The sequence below is a fragment of the Pelagibius sp. genome, from assembly GCF_965249265.1.
GTDB lineage: Bacteria > Pseudomonadota > Alphaproteobacteria > Kiloniellales > Kiloniellaceae > Pelagibius.
In genome coordinates this window covers 1,010,854-1,035,131 of sequence record NZ_OZ252224.1, presented here as the reverse complement: position 1 = coordinate 1,035,131, position 24,278 = coordinate 1,010,854, and the positions used below count along the sequence as shown (strand labels likewise).

The following is a 24,278-nucleotide window of genomic DNA, read 5'->3' as shown; positions in this document are numbered from 1 at the left end:
CTAGAGTCCCGTCCGGTGGGCACGCGCGGTGAAGAATATGCCGGAGGGGGTCTCGGCGGCGATCTCCCCCAGCTTCTCAAAGTTTTGGGTGTCGTAGATATCGATCCGGCCGGCATCGCGCACCGAGACCCAGACTTCGTGGCCGCGCGGCGTGAATTCCATGTGCAGCACGGCGGGGCCCGGCTGCAAAGTGTGGATCACCTCGCCCGAGGGCGTATCGATCACCTGAACCGTGTCGTTCAAGGGGTGGGCGAAGTTCACCCAGACCTGGCGCCCGTCGGGCCGGGCGACGGCGAAGACCGGCTGGCCATGGGTTTTGGTGCGGCCAGCCTCTTCCAGGCTGCGTGCATCGATCCAGAGCACCTCATGATGGCCGACGGCGGGCAGAACAAAGCGGTCGCCGGCGAGCGCCCAGCCCTCCAGGTGCGGCATCTTATAGACCGGCAGGGGTTCTTGGCCGCGCCCGTAGCCCGCGAGGATGCGCTTGGGGATCGGCGGCGACTGCCAGAGATCCAGCGCCGTCAAACCGTCCTCACCGAAGAGCCCGGCGATGTAATGACGCCCATCGGCAGTGATCAGCGCGTCGTAAGGATTCTTGCCGATGCCTTCGATCCGGGTGATCTGAGGTTGGTCGCCCGAGAAATCCGCAATCCAGGTTTCGCCTGCATCCCAGAGGGTGAAGACGAAGAGGCGCCCGGGGGCATCCACCAGCCCAATGGTCTTGGACCCGGTCGAAATGTCCGCCACCATTTCCATTGTGCCGGCATCAAAAACCCTGACGCCGCCCGGTTCATAATTGGAGACCGCCACCAACGCGCCGTCGTCGGAGATCGCCCCGCCGATCGCATTCCCCGCCTGCAGAACCCGGGCCGCGATCGTCTGGGTCAGAAGGTCGACCTTGCTGAGCCCGCCGTCGCGTCCGAAGACAAAGGCAAAGCGCTGATCCGGTGAAAAGACCACCGATGCATGAGAAAGATCGCCCAGGCCTTTGACGCGGCCGATTGCGGCGTGCTCGGATTGATCGACGATCAGCAGGGAGCCGGAGCCGCGCTCAATCACCACGCCCAGGTCGCCGGTGGCGCGCAGGGCCGTATCGGCCAGAACTGTGTTGAACCAGACGGTAAAGCAGATCGTCACAAACAGCAGGCCGCCGGCGACAAAGCGGGTCATGGGGCTTCTCCCTTCAACAGGAACTCGGCAATCCATTGGGCCTCGGCTTCGCTCAGCAGTGGGTGCCAAGGCGGCATCGGCGTACCGGGCACGCCGTGGAGAACGATATGAGCCAGGCTCTCCGGCGGCGTGCCCGCCAGCGTCGCGGCACGGATGTCGGGCCCGAGCCCGCCCTTGAGTGTCAGACCGTGACAGGACCCGCAGTCCTGCAGCACCAGACGCTCCAACTCCGCAGCGCGCCCGGGCGGCAGATCAACCGCCGCCGCCGGTAGGCTGCCCAACAGCAGAACCGCCAGCATGGGGATTTTCAGTGCGCTAGGCATAGACGGCTTCCCGCAAAGGCCGGGTCGCCAGCATCGCCAGCACTTCGGCGGGGCAACTCTGGTAGAGCGATACGACCCGACCGATGACGAAGAGAACCGGTCCGAAGTACTGGGCCGCCGAGGCTTCGTCCGCAATCCTGTCGAGGCGGGAAACCAGGCGGCGTTCGCGCGGCGTCGTCCCACTGGCCACCGCCAGGACCGGCAGCGATTCGGGCATGCCCTGGCCGATCAGTCTTGTGGCAATCTCGGCGATGTTTGCGGCCCCCATGTAGACGACCAGGGTGGTGTCGGGGTCGGCAAGGCCCGACCAATCCAGATCAAGCGGCTGATCGTCCCGGCAATGACCGGTGACCAGACGCAGGCCGTTGGCGAGGCCGCGATGGGTCAGCGGCACCCCTGTCGCCGCCGCCACACCCTGGGCTGCGGTGATGCCGGGGGCGATCTCGACCGGAATGCCGGCCGCGTTCAAGGCCGCAACCTCTTCGGAACCGCGCCCGAAGACCAGAGGGTCGCCACCCTTCAAGCGCACCACCGTCAGTCCGTCGAGCGCCAGTTCGACCATGATCTCGTTGATGCGTTCCTGAGGAACCGGATGGGCCTTGGGTGCCTTGCCGACCGGGACCCTGCGCGCCAAAGGCGGCGCCAGCGCCAGGATTTCCGGCGAAACCAGCCGATCATAGACGACCGCCTGGGCGCGTTTGAGCATCCGCAGGGCTTTCAGTGTCAGAAGCTCAGGGTCGCCGGGCCCGGCGCCAACCAGAAATACCTGTCCCGGCTTTCTCATGGCGTTCTCCCTGATCACGTTTAGCGCTAGAAGTTGGGCGGAAAGGGGCGGCCCCAAGCCGGCCGCCCTTCCCTCTTTCCCGTCAGTAAACGTCCTGACGGGTGTTGAAGACGTTGAACTTGCCGGTCGGCGTGACCAGACGCGGGTCCTTGATGACGTGCTTCATCTTCAGGGTCTTGTCGTCGACGATCACGATTGCCGATTCAAGCTCACGGCCGTTCCAGACCGAGAACCAGATCTCGTCGCCTTCTTTGTTGAATTCACCCTGCACGACGCGCGGCTGGCCCTCGGCGATGCCGGCCCACTCGCCGATCGGCAGGATCGTGTACTCCGGCTCCTCCTGATCCAGCTCATCGACTTTGAACACGGCAATCGAAGCGGAGATCTCGGCTTCCGGGTTCAATGGCGTATCGACATAGAGATGATTGGAGGTCGGATGCGACTTAACGAACAGCGAGCCGCCACCCAGCGCATAGAGCTGCTGCACCATCTTCCAGGCATGGTCGGGATTGCCTTCCGGGTCTGTGCCGATCAGCGCGACCGTCTCGTCGCCGAGGTGGGAGGTTGCCCAGACCGGTCCATATACCGGGTGGTTCAGGTTCGCCCCGCGGCCGGGATGAGGGGTTTCGCCACCGCTCTCCAAAAGCGCCGTCAGCGAACCCTCCTTGGTGTCGATCACGGCGATCTTGCCGCGCGCGTTGGCGGCGGTGAGGAAGTAGCGCTTGGTGGAGTCGAATCCGCCATCATGCAGGAACCGTTCGGCCTCGATCTCCGTGACCTTCAGGTTCTTGATGTCGGAATAGTCGACCAGCAGGATCTTGCCGGTCTCCTTCACGTTCACGATGAACTCGGGACGGTAGTGAGAGGCGACGATGGCGGCAACGCGGGGCTCCGGATGGAACTCCTGGGTGTCGTAAACCATGCCCCGGGTCGAGACGATTTTCTGAGGCTCAAGGGTACCGCCGTCCATAATCACGTACTGCGGCGGCCAATAGCTGCCGGCGATGGCGTACTTGTCTTCCCAGCCTTTCATCTTGGACGTCTCGACCGAGCGTGCCTCGGCGCCGACCTTGATCTGGGCGACGGTTGCCGGCGTTTCCATCCAAAGGTCGATCATGTTGATCAACGCATCGCGGCCGATGACGTAGATGTAGCGCCCCGAAGCGGAGATCCGCGAGATATGCACCGCATAACCGGTCTCGATAATCGCGTGGATCTCGTAGGACGCCCCGTCGATCAGAGCCACCTGACCGGAATCCCGCAGGGTTACCGAGAACAGATTGTCGATATCGATGTCGTTCATCTTCTTGGTCGGCCGATCCTCCGGCGCAACCAGAACCTTCCAGGTCTCCCGCATTTCCGCCATGCCGAATTCCGGCGGCGACGGCGGCTCGATCAGCAGGTACCGCGACATGAGGTCGACCTGCTCTTCGGTCATTTCACCGGAGGTACCCCAGTTCGGCATGCCCGCCGGCGATCCGTAGGTGATGAAGTCGCGCAGATACTCGTAGCCGTTCTCGCGCGTAATGTCGGTGGTCAGCGGCTTGCCGGTGGCGCCCTTGCGCAACACGCCGTGACAGCCGGCACAGCGTTCGAAGTACATCTTGCTGGCGGCCTGGAATTCCTCTGGCGAGATTACGGGATCGCCGGGCTTGCGTCCGGGAATCTCGACATCGATCTGGCCGAGGGTTGTCAGGCTGGGATTGTAAGCCGCCGCAGGGCCGTCGCCATGGGCGTTCGGCTTGTCCTGTGCCAGGGCGCCGTTGGCGGCGATGGCCATAGGCAGGACAACGGAAGTGAGGAGCGCAAGTTTTCTAATACCGCGGAGGCTGTGCATGACGATCTCTCCATTGCACGGGTGGGGCCAGCGCGAGGATGCGCCCCGTCCCCCGGGCCTTCCTTGACTTTCGTTAAGGCAACGGAAGGTCAGCAGCCGCAGGTTTCGATCATCGAAAACCGGGGCACATCATGCGGCTCATTGGAACCTTCGCTGCCGTCATCTTGACCGCCCTGCTTTCAACGTCGGCGGGCAATGTACTGGCAGCGGGGGGGTCCTTTCTGGACCGCAGTTTTGAGGCGGCCGTTCCCGACCAGGCCATTGCCGCCCGCCTGCTGAACAGCAACGCGCCATTACGGCTAAGGCGCCAGGAAACGCCGCTTCCCGACTGGTCGGTGGAAGCTTCCGGGAAGCCTATAGGCTACCTCGCGTCGACCTGGGAAATCTCCCGCTCCGTCGGATACTCGGGGCGCCCCATCGACATCCTCGTCGCGGTCACGCCCGACGGGCGGATCGCCGGCGCGGAACTGATCCGGCACAACGAACCGATCCTCACTCTTGGAATTTCGACCGCCGACATCGCACGCTATGTCGATGGCTTCGCCGGTGTCGATCTGACGGAGCTGCATCACGGCAGCGATACAGAGAGTGTTCTGCCGGATGTCATCGCCCGGGCCACCGTTTCCACCGGCGTGATCCGCGACGCCATTCTGCGCACCGTAAGAAGCGTCATCCTGGGCCGGCGTCTTCAAAGCAGCGGTGCTACGGGGATCGACCGGCAAAGCTTTGCACCGATAACCTGGGCGGGCCTGACAGCGGAAAAGGCCGTTGCCGGAACTGAAGTGACGCTGGACCAGGCAAGGGAGGCGCTGGCCGGCGCAAGCACCCCCATACCATCGGGCGGCGGCGCCTTCATCGACCTCCGTGTCGCGGTGCTTGATCCCCCGACCATCGGCCGCAATCTCCTCGGTCAGCAGGGATACACCCGCGCCATGGCCGCTTTGGGGCCCGACGAGGTCGCTCTCTTCGTCGCCTCAAAGGGCCTGCAATCCCACCGCGGAACGGCCTGGCGGCGCAGCGGCGTCTTCGACCGGATCGCGCTGCGGCAAGGCAACGAGACCTATTTCTTCCGCGCCGAGGACTACAGGCGCATCGACAAGCTTGCTCTGCCGGAAGCGCCGGACTTCAAAGAGATGAGTCTGTTCCGGCTTTCCACCGAAGTCTTCGACCCGACGGCGCCTTTTACACTGGAAGTCACCGCCGAGCGCGAAACCGCGACGGGCAGCATCTCCATGGTAACCTCGCTGCCCTACCTGCTGCCCCCGGGTTTCCGCCAGCAGGCCGCAGACCTGCCGGAGGCCGCGCCGCTGTGGATTTCGGCCTGGCAGCGCAAACGGGCCGAGATTGCCGGGGTTGGCCTGATGCTCGCCGTCCTGGCGGGCATCCTGTTCTTCCAGGAATCCTTCGTTCGGCGCGCCCACCTGTGGCGCTGGGGCCGTATCGCCTTCCTGACGGTTACCCTCGTCTGGCTGGGCTGGATCGCCGGCGGTCAGCTTTCTGTCGTCCACGTCGTGGCCTTCCTGCATTCCCTGCTCAGCGGCTTCCGCTGGGAGACGTTCCTGATCGAGCCGGTGGTCTTCATCCTCTGGGGCTTCGTCGCTCTCGGTCTGCTGTTCTGGGGGCGCGGCGTTTATTGCGGTTGGCTCTGCCCCTTCGGCGCACTGCAGGAATTGACCAACGAGATCGCGCAGCGTCTGCGCATCGCCCAGATCGAAGTGCCCTTTGTGATCCAGGAGCGGCTCTGGGTCATCAAATACACGCTCTTCGTGGCGATTCTCGGCCTGTCCTTCTACTCCATGGAGCAGGCCCTGATCCTGGCCGAGGCGGAACCCTTCAAGACCGCCATGTCGATGTACTTCCTGCGGGCCTGGCCCTTCGTTGTTTTCGTCGCGCTTATCCTCATCGCGGGACTGTTCATTGAGCGCTTTTACTGCCGTTATCTTTGTCCGCTGGGGGCCGCCTTAGCGATTCCGGCCAAATTGAAGCTGTTTGACTGGCTGCGCCGCCGGCCCCAGTGCGGACGCGAATGCCGGCTCTGCGAGCAGCAGTGCACGGTAGGGGCCATCGATCCCATTGGCCGGATAAACCCCAATGAATGCGTGCTCTGCCTGCGCTGCCAGATGATCTTCCACGACGATGCCACCTGTCCGGTGCTGAAGCGCCGCAGCAGCCGGCGCAAGCAGGCAACCGAAGCCCCGACGCCGGGATAAGAGAGCTTGACCATAGTCAAGGTGGACAGGCTCAAAAGCCTGCAGACTCCGTCCTCCGCTATGGAGGAAGCCCCCCATGCGCCTCGGTGCATGCCTGACCGCCCTTTTCGCCCTCGCCGCCGGCTTTTTCGCCGAACCTGCGGTTGTTTCGGCGCAGGCGGAACTGCCGCGTTTGATTGCCGAACTTGAGGCATCGGCGCTGGTTCCCGGTGCCACCGGGTTCGGGGCGCTGCGCGAGGATATTCCCGTCGCCCCGGTCCTGAAAGACGGCGAGACTCTTGCCTGGGCCTTCCTGACGTCGGATTTCGTCGGCACCACCGGCTATTCCGGCAAACCGATCCATGTGGTTGCGGCGATCTCGCCGGACGCCGTTCTGACCGGCGTCCAACTGGTCGAACATTCCGAACCCATCGTCCTCATCGGCATTCCGGAAGCCGAGGTCCGCGAACTCACCGAAAGCTATGCCGGTCTCGATTTAAAGGCGGAAGCGGCGGCGGGCGGCTCTGCCCACGATCTCGACATCATCTCCGGCGCCACCGTCACCATCATGGTGATCGACGATTCGGTGGTGCGCGGTGGGCTTAAGGTTGCGCGGACCCTGGGCCTCGGCGGCCTTGCCCCGGAAGCCAGGGGGCCGCAGCGGGCGCTCAACCCAGAACTGCAGCGGCACGAAGACTGGACTACCCTGGCCGGTGACGGCTCCCTGCGCAGCCTGGCGATCGACGTCGGCCAGATCAACGCCGCCTTCGCCGCTTCCGGCGATGACAGGGCCGCGGCCCGCCCCGAGAAAGGCCCCGATACCGACACCTTCATCGACATGAAAGCCGCGCTCGTCAGCGTGCCCTCCATCGGGCTCAGTCTGCTCGGCGAAGCGGAGTACGCCAATCTGGTCAACTGGCTGCAGGAAGGTGAGCACGCCATTCTGGTCGCCGGGCGCGGACGCTACTCCTTCAAGGGCTCCGGTTATGTCCGCGGCGGGATATTCGACCGCATTCAACTGATTCAAGGCGATCGTTCGGTGCGCTTCTTCGACCGCCAGCACCGGCGCCTCGGCGAGGTCGCGGCAGCGGGCGCCCCTTCCTTCGACGAACTGGATCTCTTCAAGATCCCCGCCGATGCCGACTTCGATCCGGCCGCTCCCTGGCGCCTGCAACTCCTGGCGCAGCGCGCAGTCGGACCGGTCGAGAAGACTTTTCTTACCTTCGATCTCGGCTACCGCCTGCCGGAGCGCTACCTTCTGCCCCTCGCCCCGGTGGTCGACAGTGCCGGTGAAGAGGCCGCCGCAAAGGCAGCCCTCTGGCAGCGCATCTGGCGCGAGCGCAAGATCGAGATCGCCGGGCTCAGCATCATGCTGGTGGTCCTCACCGGCCTATTCTTCTTCCAACGTCAGGCAACGGTCAATGAACGCGGCCTTTTCTGGTTCCGCATGGGCTACCTGACAGTGACCCTGGTCTTCCTCGGCTGGTACGCCAACGCGCAGCTTTCGGTGGTCAACCTGATGGCTCTGGCCGGGGCGCTCAGGACCAACTTCACCTGGGATGCCTTCCTGCTCGACCCTCTGGTTTTCATTCTCTGGTTCTCCGTCGCCGCAGCGCTGGTGTTCTGGGGCCGCGGCGCCTACTGCGGCTGGCTCTGCCCCTTCGGCGCGCTGCAGGAACTGACCAACAAAATCGCGCGAGCCCTTCGCGTCCCGCAGTGGGAACTCCCCTGGGGCCTGCACGAACGGCTCTGGCCGATCAAGTACATGCTCTTCTTCGGCCTCTTCGGCATCTCGCTGGCTTCGATCCCGCTGGCGGAGACCTATGCCGAGGTCGAACCCTTCAAGACCGCCATCATCCTGAAGTTCGTTCGCGAATGGCCCTTCGTGATCTTCGCCGTTGCCCTGCTGGTCGCCGGACTCTTCATTGAGCGCTTCTACTGCCGCTATCTCTGCGCGCTGGGGGCGGCGCTGGCGATCCCGGCGAGAATGCGAATGTTCGACTGGCTGAAGCGCTACCACGAGTGCGGGCGCCCCTGCAAAACCTGCGCGAGCGAGTGCCCCGTTCAGGCCATTCATCCGACCGGCGAAATCAATCCCAACGAATGCGTCAACTGCCTGCACTGCCAGATGCTCTATCAGTCGCAGGAGCGCTGCCCGGTGGTCGCCCGCCAGATGAAGCGCCTTGCCACCGCCGCCGAGCGGATGAAGGCCGCCCCCAAACTTCAGGACGGCAAACTCGCCGCCCCACCTTCCAATGCCCCAGCCTCTCAGAAGGAGAAAAGCTATGTCTGATAAGTCCAATCCCCAGGCCAATCCCTCGGCCAATCCCTGGGCCATCACCCGGCGCGATCTCCTTGGAGCCTCGGCCGGCGGCGCCCTCCTGGCTTCGGCGACCGCGGGCGGCTCGGCTCTTACTGCCAGCCGCCCAGCCCAGGCCGCCAGCGGCGCCTTCGCCCTGGAGCCGGGCGAACTCGATGAGTACTACGGCTTTTGGTCCTCCGGCCAATCCGGCGAGATGCGTATCCTCGGCGTGCCGTCGATGCGCGAGCTGATGCGGGTGCCGGTCTTCAACCGCTGCTCGGCAACGGGCTGGGGCCAGACCAACGAGTCGCTGAAGGTCCTGACCGAGGGGCTGCTGCCGGAAACCAAGACCTACCTCAAGGCCCAGGGCAAGGTCACCTACGACAACGGCGACCTGCATCACCCACACATGTCCTTCACCGACGGCACTTACGACGGCCGCTACATCTTCATGAACGACAAGGCCAACACCCGGGTCGCCCGGGTGCGCTGCGATGTCATGAAATGCGACAAGATCATCGAAATTCCCAACGCCAAGGACATTCATGGCCTGCGCCCGCAGAAGTTCCCGCGCACCGGCTATGTCTTCGCCAACGGCGAGCACGAGGCGCCGCTGATCAACGACGGCATGATCCTCGACAAGCCCGAGGAGTACGTGAACATCTTCAGCGCCATCGACGGCGATGAAATGAAGGTCGCCTGGCAGGTGATCGTCAGCGGCAACCTCGATAACTGCGACGCCGACTATCAGGGCAAGTACGCATTCTCGACCAGCTACAACTCGGAAATGGGCATGAATCTGGCCGAGATGACAGCCAGCGAAACCGACCATGTGGTGATCTTCAACATCAAGCGCATCGAAGAAGGCGTGAAAGCCGGCGATGTTCAAATGCTGCACGGCGTGCCGGTGCTCGACGGGCGCAAGGGGTCGAAGTACACCCGCTATGTGCCGATCCCCAACAGCCCGCATGGCTGCAATACGGCGCCCGACAAGCGCCATGTGGTGATCAACGGCAAGCTGTCGCCCACTGTCTCGGTCATCGACGTCACAAAGGTGGACGCCCTCTTTGAGGAAGATGCCGATCCGCGCTCCTGCATCGTGGCCGAGCCGCAACTGGGTCTCGGCCCTCTGCACACCGCCTTCGATGGCAAGGGCAATGCCTTCACCACGCTGTTCCTCGACAGCCAGGTGGTGAAGTGGAACATCGACAAGGCGATCCAGGTCTACGCCGGCAGCGACGTCGACCCGATCATCTCCAAGGTCGATGTCCACTACCAGCCCGGCCATAACTCGACCTCCATGGGCGAAACGGCAGAGGCCGACGGCAAGTGGCTGATCTCGATGAACAAGTTCTCCAAGGACCGTTTCCTGAACGTCGGCCCGCTGAAGCCGGAGAACGAGCAGCTCATCGATATCTCCAGCGATGAAATGAAGGTCGTCCACGACGGCCCGACCTTCGCCGAACCCCATGACAGCGTGCTGGTGCATCGCTCCAAGCTGAATCCGGAAATCGTCTGGAAGCGCGATGACCCCATGTTCGCCGACGCGGTCAAACAGGCCGAAGCCGATGGCGTCAACCTGGAGGACGGCGCTGAGGAACCGATCCGCGACGGCAACAAGGTACGGGTCTACATGACTTCTGTCGCCCCCGTCTTCAGCATGGAGAAGTTCACGGTGAAGCAGGGCGACGAGGTGACGATCTACGTCACCAACCTGGACGACATCGACGATCTGACCCATGGCTTCTGTCTATCGAACTTCGGCGTCGCCATGGAGGTGGGACCGCTGGCAACGGCCTCGGTAACCTTCGTCGCCGAACGCCCTGGGGTCCATTGGTACTACTGTCAGTGGTTCTGTCACGCACTCCATATGGAGATGCGCGGCCGCATGCTGGTCGAGCCGAGGGGGGTCTGACCGCATGCTGCGCCTCGGGCTCATGCTCGCCATTCTGCTGATGCCCGCCGCCGCGGCGGCGCAGCGGGACGTGCCGGCTGAGCCCGGGGCCCTGGCGGCCGCGGTTCGGGAGGCGGCGTCGGGGGACGTCCTGCATCTCGCACCGGGCCGTCACCAGGGGCCCATTGTCATCAAACAGCCGCTAACGCTGGAGGGCGGCGGCGCCGCGACCATCGACGGCGGAGGCGAAGGCAGCGTCATCACCGTCGCCGCCCCGGATGTTGTCCTGCGCGGCCTGACCATCGTCGGCTCGGGCTCCTCTCATGAGACCATCGATGCAGGAGTCTCTCTCGGCAAGAAGGCCCGGAATGCGGTGGTCGAGGGCAACAGACTACTGGGCAACCTCTACGGCGTCGACATCCACGGCGCCCGCGACGCCAGGGTTGCCGGCAACGTCATCGACGGCCGCCGCGACCACCGAGTGAACCAGCGGGGCAACGGCGTTTACGTCTGGAATGCGCCGGGCGCCGTGGTCGAAAGCAACGACATCCGCTGGGGCCGGGACGGCATCTTCGTCAACACATCGCGGAAGAATGTGTTTCGGAACAACCGTTTCCGCGAACTGCGTTTCGCGGTGCATTACATGTATGCCGACGACAGCGAAGTCTCCGGCAACCTCTCGGTCGGCAACGATCTGGGCTACGCCGTCATGTTTTCCAAGCGCCTGCGCGTCACCGGCAACATCTCTCTCGACGACCGCGAGCACGGCATCATGCTGAACTATGCCAATAGTTCCTTGGTCTCCGGCAACCTCGTGCGCGGCGGCGAGAATCGCTGCGCCTTCCTTTACAACGCCCATAAGAATCGCATCGAAGGCAACCGCTTCGAGCGCTGCAGGATCGGTATTCACTTCACCGCAGGCTCGGAGCGCAATGCCCTGACCGATAACGCCTTCATCGGCAACCGCACCCAGGTGAAGTATGTCGGCTCGCGCTGGCTGGAGTGGTCGGATGACGGTCGCGGCAACCATTGGAGCGACCTGGCCGCCTACGACGTCGACGGTGACGGCATCGCCGATGCGCCCTATCGGCCGAACGATCACATGGACCATATTCTCTGGACGCAGCCGGCGGCCAAACTGCTGCTCGGCGCCCCCGCGGTGCAGCTTGTGCGCTGGGCCCAATCCGCTTTCCCAGCCCTGCTGCCCGGTGGCGTGATCGACAGCAACCCGCTGATGCGGCCGGTCGAAATCCCGGTTCCGGATTGGGAGATCGAAAATGACCGATAATCCCGCCCTCACCCTCGACAGCGTTGCCAAACGCTATGGCAAGACCGAAACCCTGAAGGGCATCGACCTCACCGTGAAGCCGGGTGAGCGCGTCGCCCTGCTGGGTCACAACGGCGCCGGCAAAACGACCCTGATGAAACTGGTGTTGGGCCTGACGGGGCTGACCGCCGGAAGCATCACCCTGGACGGCGCACAGCCGGGCTCGGCGGCGGCACGCAAGGCCTCCGCCTATCTGCCCGAAGCCGTCGCCTTTCACAAACTGCTGAGCGGCCGCGAGCAACTGCGTCTCTTCGCCCGTCTGGCCGGAGAATCGCCAAGCTGCGTCGAGCCGCTGCTGGAACGGGTCGGCCTCGGCGAAGCGGCCGGGCGGCGCATCGGCACTTGGTCGAAGGGCATGCGCCAGCGGCTCGGCCTCGCCCAGGTCCTGCTGGGATCGCCGCGCGTCGCCCTGCTCGACGAGCCGACCAGCGGGCTCGACCCGATCTCGCGTCATGACCTCTATGCCATCATCGACGAGATTGCGGCCCGCGGGGCGGCGGTATTGATCGCCTCTCACACCCTGACCGAGGTTGAGGCGCGGACCGACCGCATCGCCATCCTGCGCCAGGGCCGCCTGGTCGCCGACGACACCCTGGACCGGCTGAGATCCAAGGCCGGCCTGCCGATCCGCTTGCGGCTGACCGCGCGTCAGGACGGCGCCGCGGAAATCCAGAACCGCCTTGGCGGCCTGCGGGTGAACGGCACCGCTGTCGAGCTTCACTGCCGGCCGGAAGAAAAGATGAGCCAGTTGGCGAGGATCGCCGGGCTGGGCGGATTGGTGGCCGATGTCGAGATGGCACCGCCGAGCCTGGAAGATCTTTATCGCCATTACTCCGGGGAGGATCGCCGATGATATCGCGCAGTCTGGCCGTGGCCGCCGCCGAGTTCGCCATCGCCCGGCGTAACCGCTGGGTCTTCATGGCAACCGGAATCATGATCCTTTTCGCCCTGGCGCTCACCTTCGCCGGAGCAGCCCCGACCGGTTCGCTGGGTGTCGATCTGCTCACCGTTTCCGTCGCCTCGATGACCACCCTCTCGGTCTACCTGACGCCGCTTCTGGCGCTCTTGATGGCCTTTGACGCCATTGCCGGCGAAGCGGAGCGTGGCGGGCTGGCGCTGCTGCTGACATACCCGGTTTCCCGAGGAGAGCTTCTGCTCGGCAAGTTCGCCGCGCAGCTCGGCGTTCTGGCCTTCGCGGTGACGATCGGTTTCGGCGCGGCGGGCGCCGCGGCGGCACTTGCCGGTGGGGCCGGTGCCGAGAGCCTGATGGCGCTCGCGCGCCTGATCGGCACCTCGATCCTGCTCGGCGCCGCCTTCATCGCCCTCGGCTATGCCCTCTCCGCCCTGGCCGGCAGTAGCACCGGCGCGGCGGGACTGGCCGCCGGCCTCTGGCTGATCTTTGTCGTCCTCTATGATCTCGGTCTGCTGGGCGCCGTGGTCCTCGATGATGGCGGCAGCTTTACCCGCACAATTTTTCCCTGGCTGCTGACCATCAACCCTGCCGATGCCTTTCGGCTGTGGAATGTCGCCGCCGCCGAAGGGGTGGCACTGGCGACCGGTATGAACGGCGCGGCGAGCGCTCTGCCTGCCTGGGCGGCACCGGCTGCGCTCATCCTCTGGCCGCTGGCAGCACTCGGCCTCGCGCGGATCACCTTTGGAAGGATCGAACCATGAAACGCGCCCTGCTTAGCCTGCTGCTTCTGGCGGCCTGCAACGACGAGGTCGCGGTGGCGCCGGATCCGGTTCCGCTCACCGACACCGCTCTCAGCTATTTCTGTCAGATGTGGATCGCCGATCATGGCGGCCCGAAAGCGCAGATCCATCTGGAGGGCTTTGATCAGCCGATTTTCTTCGCCCAGGTGCGCGACGCTCTCGCCTATCTGCGCAGCCCCGAGCGCGAGGCGCCGGTTACCGCCGTCTATGTCAGCGACATGGCGCAGGCCGTAAGCTGGGAGGAACCCGGCCCCGCCAACTGGGTCGACGCCGAGACTGCGGCTTTCGTTGTCGGCGCCGATGTCACCGGCGGTATGGGGGCGCCGGAAGTCGCGCCCTTCGGTTCCACAATCGCCGCCGAGGCCTTCGCAGCCCGTCATGGCGGCAGCGTCATGGCCTTGGAGGAAATTCCGGCCGAAGCCGTTCTGGGCGCCGCCGACTTCGATCTGCCGGGGGAGGAGACACAATGAAACCCGGGCTGAACCGGCGGCGTTTCCTCACCATATCCGCCGCCGCGGCGGCTCTGCCGGGATCGGCCTGGGCTCAGCCACCGGTGGCGCGGTGGCGTGGACAGGCGCTGGGCGCCGCTGCCTCCATGACCCTGGTCGGTATGACCGATCAAACCGCCCATGAAATCTTTGCTGCGGTCGGGGCCGAAGTGAGCCGCCTGGAGCAGATCTTCAGCCTGCATCGCCCGGGCTCTGCCCTACGCCGCCTGAACGGGGCCGGAAGGCTCGCCTCCCCGCCCGCCGAGATGCTGGAACTGCTCGGCCTTTCGCAAAGCCTTCACCAAGTGACCGGCGGAGCCTTCGACCCGACGATCCAGCCGCTTTGGCAGGTGCACGCCCTTAGCGCCGCCAGAGGAGAAGTTCCCGAGGCAGCAACGCTCGCCGAGGCCCGGTCACGCTGCGGCTGGAACCAGCTGCATTATGACGCCGCAGAGGTTTCTTTCTCCCGCAAGGGCATGGCTCTGACCTTCAACGGTATCGCCCAGGGTTTCATCGCCGACCGGGTCGCGGCACTGCTGCGCCGCCGCGGGCTGCGCGACCTGCTGATCGACATGGGCGAGATCGCAGCGCTCGGCAGGCGCCCGGACGGCGGACCCTGGCGCGCCGGTATCGCCACGCCGGAAGGTGAAATCGTACGGCAGGTACAGCTTGCCGAACGCGCGCTGGCCACCTCGGCGCCGCTGGGCACCCTGCTGGATCCCGGCGGCCGGGTCGGCCACATCCTCGATCCGCGCAGCGGCGAGCCCGGCGGACAATGGCGCCTGGTGTCGCTTGCGGCGGAGCGCGCCGCCCTGGCCGACGGCCTTTCCACCGCTTTTTGCCTGATGGACCGTCCGGCCATCACGGCTGCGCTCGCCGGGTATCCGGATGTCAGCCTCGAAGCTCTTCTATGACCAAAACAACCCAAAAGGGGGAAACAGTATGACTGTCTTCAGAAGCCTTATCCTGGCGGGACTCGCCGTCTGCATCGCAAGCCCGGCATTCGCCGAAGGGGACCCGGCGAAAGGCGAAAAAGTCTTCAGGAAATGCAAAGCCTGCCATGCCGTGGGCGAGAAGGCGAAGAACAAGGTCGGCCCCTTGCTGAACGGTATCATCGATGCCGAGATCGCCTCGGTGGAAGGTTTCAAGTACTCCAAGGCCTTTCTCGAAAAGAAGGCCGAGGGCCTGACCTGGGGCGAGGCCGAGTTGGACGCCTACCTGGCCAAACCGAAAGACTACATTCCCGGCACCAAGATGAGCTTCGCCGGACTGCGCAAAGAGAAGGACCGCGCCGACGTCATCGCCTATCTGAAGGATTACCCCTGAACCGCAAAACCCCACCGCGCGGCGCGGTCATTGCTTGACTTTCGTTAAGGCCTCGCTGCGCCTTCAGGGCCATTCTGCCGCCTACCGGAAACGACTCCTGGTAGGAGAGCGCGATGCGCGAAGTTATGACGAAATCCATGGCCCGGAACGTCTTTTACGGCGGGTCGCTGTTCTTCATCGTCATCTTCGTCGGCCTGTCGATTCACAGTCACATCTACATTGTGAATGTATCCACCGATAAGGCGGGCCTGACGGAGAGCGTGGCGGCAGGCAAACGGATCTGGGAACGCAAGGCCTGCGTCAACTGTCACACCATCCTGGGTGAAGGGGCCTACTTCGCACCAGAGGTCGGCAACGTGATGACCCGTTGGGGCGTCGACGACGACCCGGAAGCCGCCTTTGAGGTGATGAAGGCCTGGATGGAGTCTCAGCCCAGCGGCATCGAAGGCCGCCGTCAGATGCCGAATTTCAACCTGACAGACAAAGAAATCCGCGACCTCACCGAGTTCCTGCTCTGGACCAACAAGATCCGGACCCAGGACTGGCCGCCGAACGACGCGGGCTGAGGAGGGCCTGAAGATGAAGTATCAGACACAGAAGATCGCTCAGATCTATTTCATCGTCGCCATGGCGCTCTTTGCGATCCAGGTCAGCGGTGGCCTGCTGGCCGGCTGGATCTACGTGGCGCCCAATGCGCTGAGTGAGTTGCTGCCCTTCAACATCGTGCGCATGCTGCACACCAACAGCCTGATCGTCTGGCTGATTCTCGGCTTCATGGGGGCGGCCTATTTCCTGATTCCCGAAGAAGCGGAGCGGGAAATCCACTCACCGATGCTGGCCTACCTGCAGCTCGCCATTCTGGTCATCGGCACATTGGGCGTGGTGGTGACCTATGTCTTCAACCTCTTTGAAGGCAACATTCTGCTCGGCCAGGAGGGGCGCGAGTTTCTGGAACAGCCGCTCTGGGTGAAGATCGGCATCGTCGTGGCGGCGCTGATCTTCCTCTACAACATCACCCTGACGGTGCTGAAAGGCCGCAAGACGGCCATCGCCAATGTCCTGCTGATCGGGCTCTGGGGCCTGGCGCTGCTGTTCCTCTTCGCCTTCTACAACCCGGAAAACCTCAGTCTCGACAAACAGTACTGGTGGTACGTCGTCCATCTCTGGGTCGAGGGCGTCTGGGAACTGATCATGGCCTCGATCCTCGCCTTCCTGATGCTGAAACTGACCGGCGTCGATCGTGAGATCGTCGAGAAGTGGCTCTATCTGATCGTCGCCACCTCGCTGATCACCGGCATCCTCGGCACCGGCCACCACTACTATTGGATCGGCACGCCCGGCTACTGGCAGTGGATCGGATCGATCTTCTCGTCCCTGGAAGTCATTCCCTTCTTCGGCATGATGGCCTTTGCCTTTGTGATGGTCTGGAAGGGACGGCGCGATCATCCGAACAAAGCCGCGCTGCTGTGGTCGCTCGGCTGTGCAACCCTGGCCTTCTTCGGCGCTGGTGTCTGGGGCTTCATGCACACGCTGCATACCATCAACTACTTCACCCACGGCACCCAGATCACCGCGGCGCACGGCCACCTCGCCTTCTTCGGGGCCTATGTCTGCCTGAACCTGGCGATCTTCACCTACGCCTTCCCGATCCTCAGGAACCGCGATCCCTACAACCAGGTTCTCAACATGGCCTCTTTCTGGCTGATGGCCGGCGGCATGACCTTCATGACCTTCGTGCTGACCTTTGCCGGCGTTATCCAAACCCACCTGCAGAGGGTCCTGGGCGAGAACTTCATGGACGTGCAGGACCAGGTCGCCATCTTCTACATGATGCGCTTCGGCTCCGGTGTGGCCGTCGTTCTCGGCGCCGTGCTGTTCATCTACGCCGTCCTGGCGCCGCGAAAGGAGATCATCGAACCCGGGCCGACCCGCTCGGTCCCGGCGGAGTGAAAACCGTGGGCCCAGCGCAAGTACTGGAGGGGGCGCAAGTCCCCTTCTACTTTCCCCAGGGTGACGAGTGCGACGTTTTTGCCGCCGCCCAGACAAACGGCCTGCCGCTGCTGCTGAAGGGCCCGACCGGCTGCGGCAAAACCCGTTTTGTCGCCCATATGGCGGCCCGGCTCGGACGGCCGCTCTATACAGTCGCCTGCCACGACGACCTTTCCGCCGCCGATCTGATCGGCCGCTACCTGCTGAAGGGCGGCGAGACCGTCTGGGTCGACGGCCCCCTGACCCGCGCGGTTCGTGAAGGGGCGATCTGTTATCTCGACGAGGTGGTCGAGGCCCGTAAGGACGTGACGGTGGTGCTGCATCCCCTGACCGACGACCGGCGCATCCTGCCCATCGACCGCACCGGCGAGGAGCTGGAGGCAGCAAAGGGTTTCATGCTCGTTGCCTCCTACAATCCCGGCTACCAGAACATCCTGAAGACACTGAAACCTTCGACGCGTCAGCGCTTCCTGGCCATCGAGTTCGACTTTCCCGGTCCCGCCCAGGAAGCCGAGATCGTCGCCGCCGAGAGCGGTCTCCCGCTGGATCGGGTCAAGCCCTTGGTGCGCCTCGCCGGAAAGCTGCGCGCCCTCAAGGGCCAGGATCTTGAAGAAGGGGTGTCGACCCGGCTGCTGGTCTATTGCGCCACCCTGATCCGGCAGGAAATGCCGGTGGAGCGTGCGGTTCTGGCCGCCATGATCGAGCCGCTGACCGACGACGAAGACGTGAAGGCGGGCCTCCTCGATCTCGTCACCGCCGTTTTCGGCTAGGCCTCCGCCATGTCGGCCAAGGCCTTCGAACCCTGGGAGCCGGAAGAAACCGTCGGTAAGCTGTGGCACAGCATCGCCAGCCGCCTGGAAAACCCGCAGGACCATGAAGAGGCCGCCGTCGATCTGGAGGAGGTTCGGGGCCGCCTAGCGGTGTTTTTCCGGGGCCTGGGCGGCGAACGCTCGGTGGAAATCCGGCCGGTCACTCTGGAAACCAGCCGGCACCGTCTGTCCTGGCGGCAGCGTCTTGCGACGGTCGAGGAAAAGCTCGCGCGGAGCTCCTTCGACGGTGACGTGCTGCGCCTGCCGGCGCGCATTGCGCACTTCCCACAACGCTCGGTCAATGCCTCGCTGTACTTCTGGCTGGCCGCCGCCGTCGCTCACGCCCCGGCGCCGGTCATCGAAGAGGACCCGCTGCGCGCCGATCTACGGGCTTTGGCGGCCGCCCGATACATGATTGATGCGACACTGGCAGATTGCCCCGGACTGCGGGCGCTCTACGACGGCCTTGCCGCCGCCTGCCGGGCCACGCGGCAACGCCAGGGTCTGCCGCGATGGGAGGCCGCCATGGAAGGCGCCGTTCACTCCCTCCTGGGCGGCGAGGCGCCTGACACGGCAGAGACTGATCACCTGCTCGCCCAGACCGCCGCCCCCGATTTCGATCTCGGCAACATCTCCGCCCCGCGCGGTTACCGGCCCTTCATGCCGGTCCCGCTGTGGCCGGACCTGAGGCCGTTGCTCCACAGTCTCGCGGCGGACGTCGATACGCCCGAGTCCGGCGGCAGCGCCGAGGAAGACGACAACAAACTCCGCCGTGCGCGACGCCAGGAGTCCGACAACGCGGAGCGTCGCGACAGCCTCATCCTGCACCGCTTCGAGGCCATACTCTCCTGGGCCGAGTTCCTGAACCTCAACCGCAAGGTGGACGACGACGATCCCGAAGGCGCGAAGAAGGCCTTGGACGACCAGGAGGAAATCGCGCTCGGCCAGATCTCCAAGGCACCGGCCACCCGGCTGAAGCTGCACCTCGATCTCGCGCCGGAAGACGTCAATCGCGAGCGGCTCTCCGGCCGTCACCTCTATCCGGAATGGGATGTGCGCAGCGGCCGGTACCTGCCGGATCATTGCTGCGTTCTCGCCAGCGATGCCGAGCCCGCCGAAACACCGGCTAGCTTTGCGGCCGATTCCGCGGCGCGGCGGCGCATCCGCGCGGTGAAGCGTCAGTTCGAGGCCCTGAGACCCCGGCGCGTCGTGCTGCCCGCGCAGCCCGATGGCGATGACCTTGACCTCGAAGCGACCGTACGCTCCCGCATCGACCTGCTCGCCACCGGGCGCGGATCGAACCGCATCTGGCGTGCTACCCGCCAGGAAGCGCGCGACCTGGCGGTCTCCATCCTGCTGGACGTGTCCCGCTCAACCGAGAGCGCCGTGACCGGGCGCGCTGTCATCGATATCGAGCGCGAGGCCCTGACCGCATTCGCCTGGGGCCTCTCCGCCTGTGGTGACGACTGTGCCATCAACGCCTTTTCCTCGCTGCGCCGGGAACGTGTTTACCTGCTGCGCTGCAAGGGTTTCGATGAAGCGATGTCCACGGAAGTCGAAGCCCGCATCGCCGGTCTGCGCCCCGGGTTCTATACGCGCCTCGGTGCCGCGATACGCCATGTCTCTACCGATCTCGCGCGGCAGAGCCACCAACGCCGCCTGTTGCTGGTGATCACTGACGGTAAGCCCAACGATCTCGACCATTACGAGGGACGCCATGGCATCGAGGACAGTCGCATGGCGATCCGCGAGGCGCGCCGCACCGGGCAGTCGGTCTTCGGCGTCACCATCGATGCCAAGGGAAAGTCCTGGTTCGCCCGCATTTTCGGGCGCGGCGGCTATGCCGTCATCGCCGATCCCGACCGGCTGTCAGCGGCCCTGCCGGACATCTACCGCCACCTCGTCGGGGGATGAGCGCCCCGGCCCCAGAGAGCCGCCTCGCCGAGCTGCCCGGCGACCTGATGATCTGGGTGCTGATCGTCAGCGAACTGCTGGTCTTTGGCGCCGGTATCGTCGCCTTCCTTGCGGTGAGAACCACCGACGTTGTGGGCTTTGCCGAAGCACAGGATCTGCTCGACCGAACCGCCGGCGGCATCAACACGGCGGTGCTGGTGACAAGCGGCCTCTGCGCGGCTCTGGCATCGCGCCTGCGCCTTGCTGAACGGCGCCTGGCGGCAAGGTTGTGGCTGGGTGCGGCGGGCCTTCTCGGCGGCCTGTTTCTCTGGGTGAAGGCGGTTGAGTACGAGGCGAAGGTCTCCGCCGGCATCGGCACCGAGACCCACCCCTTCTTCACCTTCTACTATCTGCTGACGGGCTTCCACGCCGCACACGTCGTCGCCGGGATCATCATCCTGGCCCTCATCGCCTGGCGCGACAGCCCGCGAAACCTCGAAAGCGGGACAGCCTTCTGGCACATGGTCGATCTCGTCTGGATCCTGCTGTTCCCGGTGATCTATCTCCTAAGGTGATGCAGATGATCCGTGACAACCTCTGGCGCGCCTGGGCCTGGCTTCTCGCCTTCAGCCTCGTCAGCACCTTTGCTGCGCAGTGGTTGGAGACTTATGCTCCAATGGTCGGGATTCTGATACTCGCCCTGGCCTATCTGAAGATGCGCCTGATTCTGTCACGTTACCTGGGGCTCGCCGCAACACCCTACTGGAACGCCGGCTTTGGCCTGGTGTTGGGTCTCTACATGCTCGGCCTTTTAGGCCTCTACCTCATGCCCTTCGCCTGACCGGCGGCTAATCCGACAGGGCCGGAACCAGTTCCTTGGGTAGATCGAATTCGGCGGCAACCCGCGCCCGGCCGGCCTCCGACATCTTGCGGGCCGTCTTGGAAACAATGTTGAAGACCTGATCCGGCGCGCGGTCCGCGGCGAAGTCGGTAAAGTACCAGCGGAGGAAAACGAGACAGATGACGTCCTCCAGCATCTGCACCTCGGCATCGCGCTTGATCCCCTGCTTGCGCAGCATCTGGGCAACCCTTGCGCCCTCCTCCGCAGTGTAACCGGCCTCGGCCATTAGCTCGGACACCCGCCTGCCGTGGAACACCGCCTGGTCTCTGCGCCAGGCGAGATAGGCTTTGCGGCCTTCCGGATAGGAATTGCGCGGCATCTTCCAGCGCTCGATATGCTGGCCCCGCGCGGCAATCTTCAACAGCTCGGAGGCCTGCGGACAAATGCGGTCCAGCTCCGCCGACATGCGCTGGCCATAGAGCAGGGCGGCGGGCCGCTCTTCCGCCCCGTCGTTTTCCAGGGTCGGGTCTTCAGCATTGGCCTTGTCTATGGCGGCGGTGATACCGGCAAGGCGATCGCTCATTGAGCCCGGCTCCAGGCCATGGCGCGATCCTCTTCGGCGTAGTGGCGCAAAGCCTCGACATTGGAAACCATCGCATGGTTCTGGCTGATCTTGACGCCGACCTCCTTTAGCCGGGCGAAAGACCGCGACAGGCTTTCGGGTTTCATGCCAAGCCGGCCGGCGATCAGCACCTTGTCATAAGGCAGCGTAACAGCGCAGGCGCCCTCGGTGATCGGACAGAGTTCAAGCAGGAACTCTGCGACACGCTGGGCGCCGGTGTGGGCCTTCAACTGCTCGACCTGGGAAACCAGGGCATGAAGGTGCTTGAAGGTCGATGCCAGGATCGCCGTGCAGAGTTCCGGGCGGGATTTCATCAACCCGAGGATGAGGCCGGCACGCACCGGCATCACCCGGCAGTCAGTAACCGCCTCGGCCGCTACGGGATAAACGTCGTTGCGGAAAGCCGCGGCCTCACCGAAGCTGCGGCCCTTGGTGAAGACACCGACGACGGCCTCGGCACCGTTTTGCGAGATCCGGAACAGCTTGACCCAGCCTTCCAGCACGATGTAGACGCTGTCCGCTGGCTCGCCCTGAAGAAATATCGTGGTGCCGCGATCGAAGGATCGGGTCTCCGTATGAGACAGGATGGTCTCGACCAGGTCCTCGGGCACACTCGCCAACAACACGGATTCCTTGGCAATCCGCCAGTCCTCGTTCGGATGCATGACCTTCCCCGCTGTGCTTGGCCCCGTTGTACTTAACCCCAGTTATGTTTGGCCCCGACTGTATTTGGAGCGGAAACTAAAGGGTAACAGACGAACCATCATTGAGATGGGTCAAACAGGGCAGAAGCTGGGATCGCGGCCGTCTCACCGCGCGGGGAGCCGGAACCCAGCTGACCAGTTACGCATCCAGCCAAGCATTGAACATCAAAACATTCCACAACGAGTACTGCCAGTTACGCTTTCCGGAAAGGTGCTCTCTCCAGCGGGTACGGATCGGCGTCGGATCGAGAAAGCCTTGCCGCCTGAGGCGAGGCTCGCTGAGCAGGTCATCCGCCCAATCTCGCAGAGGACCGCGCAGCCAGGAATCTATGGGAACGCCAAAGCCCATTTTCGGCCGCTCGATCAGTGTGCGCGGCACATAGCGATCGAGCACTTGCCGCAATATCCATTTGGCCTCGCGGCCGCGGATCTTCAGACCTTGCGGCAGCGACCAAGCAAACTCGACCACCCGGTGATCGAGCAGAGGCACCCGTGCCTCAAGCGATACCGCCATGGAGGCACGGTCGACCTTGGTAAGGATGTCGTCGGGCAGATAGGTGAGGGTATCGGCGAACTGCATACGCGCCGCGAAGCCGGACAAGTCGCCGTCCACCTCGTTCCAGATGGCATCAACAGGTTCATGCCCGCCGAGGACAAGCGTGTTGGGCTCCGGCCAATGGCTCACCAAGGCGCAGTAAGCTTGTTGCGGGCTCTTGCCCAAAATACCGGCAATCTTATGCAGCTTCTCACCGAGCATCGGAGTGGCGCCAATCTTCGGCAAAGGCCCCAGAATTTGCGACAATCGGTTCGGAGACACTGCGGAAATCAGCGCGCCGCCGCCGCGGGCCAGTGCGCCGGACACCAGCGACGTCCGTGACAGAATATCGGGAGCCTGAAGATAGCGATTGTAGCCGCCGAAAACCTCGTCGCCGCCATCACCGGACAGGGCGACAGTGACATGCTCACGGGTCATGCGCGAAACGAGAAAGGTTGGAATCTGCGAGGCGTCAGCAAAAGGTTCGTCATAGAGTGCGGGCAGCTTCGGAATGATGGCGCGGGCCTCTTCCGGCGTAACGTAAAGCTCGGTGTGGTTGGTACCGAGATGACTTGCCACCGCCTTGGCGTGAACCGCTTCGTTATAGGCATCCTCGGCGAAGCCTATGGAAAAGCTTCGCACCGGTCGCGAAGAGGATGCCTGCATCAACGCAGTAACCGTTGATGAGTCCACGCCACCGGACAGGAAAGCGCCAAGCGGCACATCGGCGATCATGCGCTTTTGGACCGCATCGCCGAGCAGGGCGTCGAGCGCCGAGATCGCCTCGTCTTCGCTGCCTGCAAACGGCGCCGAGATACCCTTCTCCCGCGCTGCGGCAAGCGACCACCATGCCTCGATTTGCGGCCCTGCGCCCGGGCGAACCGTAAGCAAGTGTCCGGGACGCAGCTTGTGGACGCCACGATAAATGCTCTGCGGCGCCGGTACGTAACTGAATCGTAAGAAGCTACAAAGCGCATCGCGGTCCACCTCGCCGGCAAAACCGGGATGACGCTTTAGGGCTGAAAGCTCGGAGCCGAAAAGAAAACTCTTGCCGAAAGCTCCCCAATAGAGGGGCTTGATGCCGAGCCGGTCACGCACCAGGGTTAGTTCGCGCAGCTCGCGGTCCCAAAGAGCGAACGCAAACATACCGATAAGGCGTTCGAGCGTTGGCCTTAGACCGAGGCGGGCGATGGTTTCGACAAGAACTTCGGTGTCGGAGGCGCCGCGAAAGACGATGCCAGCCTCCTCGCACTCCCGGCGCAATTCCGGGGCATTGTAGATTTCCCCATTGTAGGTCAGCACATAGCGACCGTTGACGGAGACCATAGGCTGGCGCCCCGCTGCCGAGAGATCAATGATCGAAAGGCGGCGATGTCCAAGGCCGATACCAGCCTCTCCGTCGGCCCAGGCTCCACCATCATCCGGACCCCGATGAACCAGGCAGTCGGCCATGCGCCTTGCCAGCCCCTCAAGGTCTCGCCCCTCCCCGGCAGGCCCGAGGAATCCGACTATGGCGCACATAGACGCCTCCC

22 protein-coding genes are annotated in these 24,278 nt (G+C 64.1%); 15 read left to right on the top strand and 7 right to left on the bottom strand.

What is annotated here, in order from left to right; translation table 11 throughout:
- The 4 genes from ACP146_RS05000 to ACP146_RS04985 form a co-directional block, all read right to left on the bottom strand.
- On the bottom strand, positions 1-1,170 hold the full coding sequence (locus tag ACP146_RS05000) for a cytochrome D1 domain-containing protein (RefSeq protein ID WP_422365663.1): 1,170 nt from the start codon (positions 1,168-1,170) through the stop codon (positions 1-3).
- Positions 1,167-1,493, bottom strand: coding sequence for a c-type cytochrome (locus ACP146_RS04995; protein WP_422365662.1), 327 nt, complete (start codon positions 1,491-1,493; stop codon positions 1,167-1,169). Before ACP146_RS04995 ends, ACP146_RS05000 begins: the two co-directional genes overlap by 4 nt.
- A complete protein-coding gene (gene cobA, locus ACP146_RS04990; protein ID WP_422365661.1) occupies positions 1,486-2,277 on the bottom strand; it encodes a uroporphyrinogen-III C-methyltransferase in 792 nt (263 codons plus the stop codon). The genes ACP146_RS04995 and cobA overlap by 8 nt, the downstream gene beginning before the upstream one ends.
- An 82-nt stretch (positions 2,278-2,359) precedes the next feature.
- On the bottom strand, positions 2,360-4,114 hold the full coding sequence (locus ACP146_RS04985) for a cytochrome D1 domain-containing protein (protein ID WP_422365660.1): 1,755 nt from the start codon (positions 4,112-4,114) through the stop codon (positions 2,360-2,362).
- A gap of 131 nt (positions 4,115-4,245) precedes the next feature.
- Between ACP146_RS04985 and ACP146_RS04980 the strand changes: the two genes are divergently transcribed.
- The 15 genes from ACP146_RS04980 to ACP146_RS04910 all read left to right on the top strand — a co-directional run bounded on the left by ACP146_RS04980 (position 4,246) and on the right by ACP146_RS04910 (position 20,885).
- Positions 4,246-6,324: a 4Fe-4S binding protein gene (locus ACP146_RS04980; protein WP_422365659.1), complete on the top strand. Its 2,079-nt coding sequence runs from the start codon at positions 4,246-4,248 to the stop codon at positions 6,322-6,324.
- Positions 6,325-6,400: 76 nt separating this feature from the next.
- Positions 6,401-8,596, top strand: a complete 2,196-nt coding sequence (locus ACP146_RS04975; RefSeq protein WP_422365658.1) for a 4Fe-4S binding protein — start codon at positions 6,401-6,403, stop codon at positions 8,594-8,596.
- Complete coding sequence (gene nosZ, locus ACP146_RS04970) at positions 8,589-10,520, top strand: TAT-dependent nitrous-oxide reductase (RefSeq protein ID WP_422365657.1); 1,932 nt, start codon at positions 8,589-8,591, stop codon at positions 10,518-10,520. Before ACP146_RS04975 ends, nosZ begins: the two co-directional genes overlap by 8 nt.
- Before the next feature lie 4 nt (positions 10,521-10,524).
- Entirely contained in the window at positions 10,525-11,787 is a 1,263-nt protein-coding gene (locus tag ACP146_RS04965; protein ID WP_422365656.1) for a nitrous oxide reductase family maturation protein NosD, read from the top strand.
- Positions 11,777-12,679 carry an ABC transporter ATP-binding protein gene (locus ACP146_RS04960; RefSeq protein ID WP_422365655.1) on the top strand — a complete coding sequence of 301 codons (903 nt, stop codon included), beginning with the start codon at positions 11,777-11,779 and terminating at the stop codon, positions 12,677-12,679. The genes ACP146_RS04965 and ACP146_RS04960 overlap by 11 nt, the downstream gene beginning before the upstream one ends.
- Entirely contained in the window at positions 12,676-13,500 is an 825-nt protein-coding gene (locus ACP146_RS04955) for an ABC transporter permease (RefSeq protein ID WP_422365654.1), read from the top strand. Before ACP146_RS04960 ends, ACP146_RS04955 begins: the two co-directional genes overlap by 4 nt.
- The gene (locus tag ACP146_RS04950; RefSeq protein ID WP_422365653.1) at positions 13,497-14,009 is read left to right on the top strand and encodes a nitrous oxide reductase accessory protein NosL; all 513 of its coding nucleotides are present in this window, start codon (positions 13,497-13,499) and stop codon (positions 14,007-14,009) included. Before ACP146_RS04955 ends, ACP146_RS04950 begins: the two co-directional genes overlap by 4 nt.
- Positions 14,006-14,941 (top strand): FAD:protein FMN transferase, encoded by a 936-nt coding sequence (locus ACP146_RS04945; RefSeq protein WP_422365652.1) that lies wholly within the window; start codon positions 14,006-14,008, stop codon positions 14,939-14,941. The genes ACP146_RS04950 and ACP146_RS04945 overlap by 4 nt, the downstream gene beginning before the upstream one ends.
- A gap of 28 nt (positions 14,942-14,969) precedes the next feature.
- A complete protein-coding gene (locus ACP146_RS04940) occupies positions 14,970-15,353 on the top strand; it encodes a c-type cytochrome (protein ID WP_422365651.1) in 384 nt (127 codons plus the stop codon).
- A gap of 113 nt (positions 15,354-15,466) precedes the next feature.
- Positions 15,467-15,919 (top strand): c-type cytochrome, encoded by a 453-nt coding sequence (locus ACP146_RS04935; RefSeq protein WP_422365650.1) that lies wholly within the window; start codon positions 15,467-15,469, stop codon positions 15,917-15,919.
- A gap of 13 nt (positions 15,920-15,932) precedes the next feature.
- Positions 15,933-17,303 carry a cbb3-type cytochrome c oxidase subunit I gene (locus ACP146_RS04930; RefSeq protein WP_422365649.1) on the top strand — a complete coding sequence of 457 codons (1,371 nt, stop codon included), beginning with the start codon at positions 15,933-15,935 and terminating at the stop codon, positions 17,301-17,303.
- Positions 17,304-17,308: 5 nt separating this feature from the next.
- A complete protein-coding gene (locus tag ACP146_RS04925; RefSeq protein ID WP_422365648.1) occupies positions 17,309-18,112 on the top strand; it encodes a CbbQ/NirQ/NorQ/GpvN family protein in 804 nt (267 codons plus the stop codon).
- 9 nt (positions 18,113-18,121) lie between these two features.
- Positions 18,122-20,065: a nitric oxide reductase activation protein NorD gene (locus tag ACP146_RS04920; protein WP_422365647.1), complete on the top strand. Its 1,944-nt coding sequence runs from the start codon at positions 18,122-18,124 to the stop codon at positions 20,063-20,065.
- Complete coding sequence (locus ACP146_RS04915) at positions 20,062-20,619, top strand: cytochrome c oxidase subunit 3 (protein ID WP_422365646.1); 558 nt, start codon at positions 20,062-20,064, stop codon at positions 20,617-20,619. Before ACP146_RS04920 ends, ACP146_RS04915 begins: the two co-directional genes overlap by 4 nt.
- A 5-nt stretch (positions 20,620-20,624) precedes the next feature.
- Entirely contained in the window at positions 20,625-20,885 is a 261-nt protein-coding gene (locus tag ACP146_RS04910; RefSeq protein ID WP_422365645.1) for a hypothetical protein, read from the top strand.
- A 7-nt stretch (positions 20,886-20,892) separates the two neighbouring features.
- Here the strand turns inward: ACP146_RS04910 and ACP146_RS04905 are convergent, their stop codons facing one another.
- The 3 genes from ACP146_RS04905 to asnB form a co-directional block, all read right to left on the bottom strand.
- Positions 20,893-21,468, bottom strand: coding sequence for a DUF4202 domain-containing protein (locus ACP146_RS04905; protein ID WP_422365644.1), 576 nt, complete (start codon positions 21,466-21,468; stop codon positions 20,893-20,895).
- Positions 21,465-22,172: a Crp/Fnr family transcriptional regulator gene (locus tag ACP146_RS04900; RefSeq protein ID WP_422365643.1), complete on the bottom strand. Its 708-nt coding sequence runs from the start codon at positions 22,170-22,172 to the stop codon at positions 21,465-21,467. Before ACP146_RS04900 ends, ACP146_RS04905 begins: the two co-directional genes overlap by 4 nt.
- A gap of 178 nt (positions 22,173-22,350) precedes the next feature.
- Entirely contained in the window at positions 22,351-24,267 is a 1,917-nt protein-coding gene (gene asnB / locus ACP146_RS04895) for an asparagine synthase (glutamine-hydrolyzing) (RefSeq protein ID WP_422365642.1), read from the bottom strand.
- Positions 24,268-24,278 lie beyond the last annotated feature (11 nt).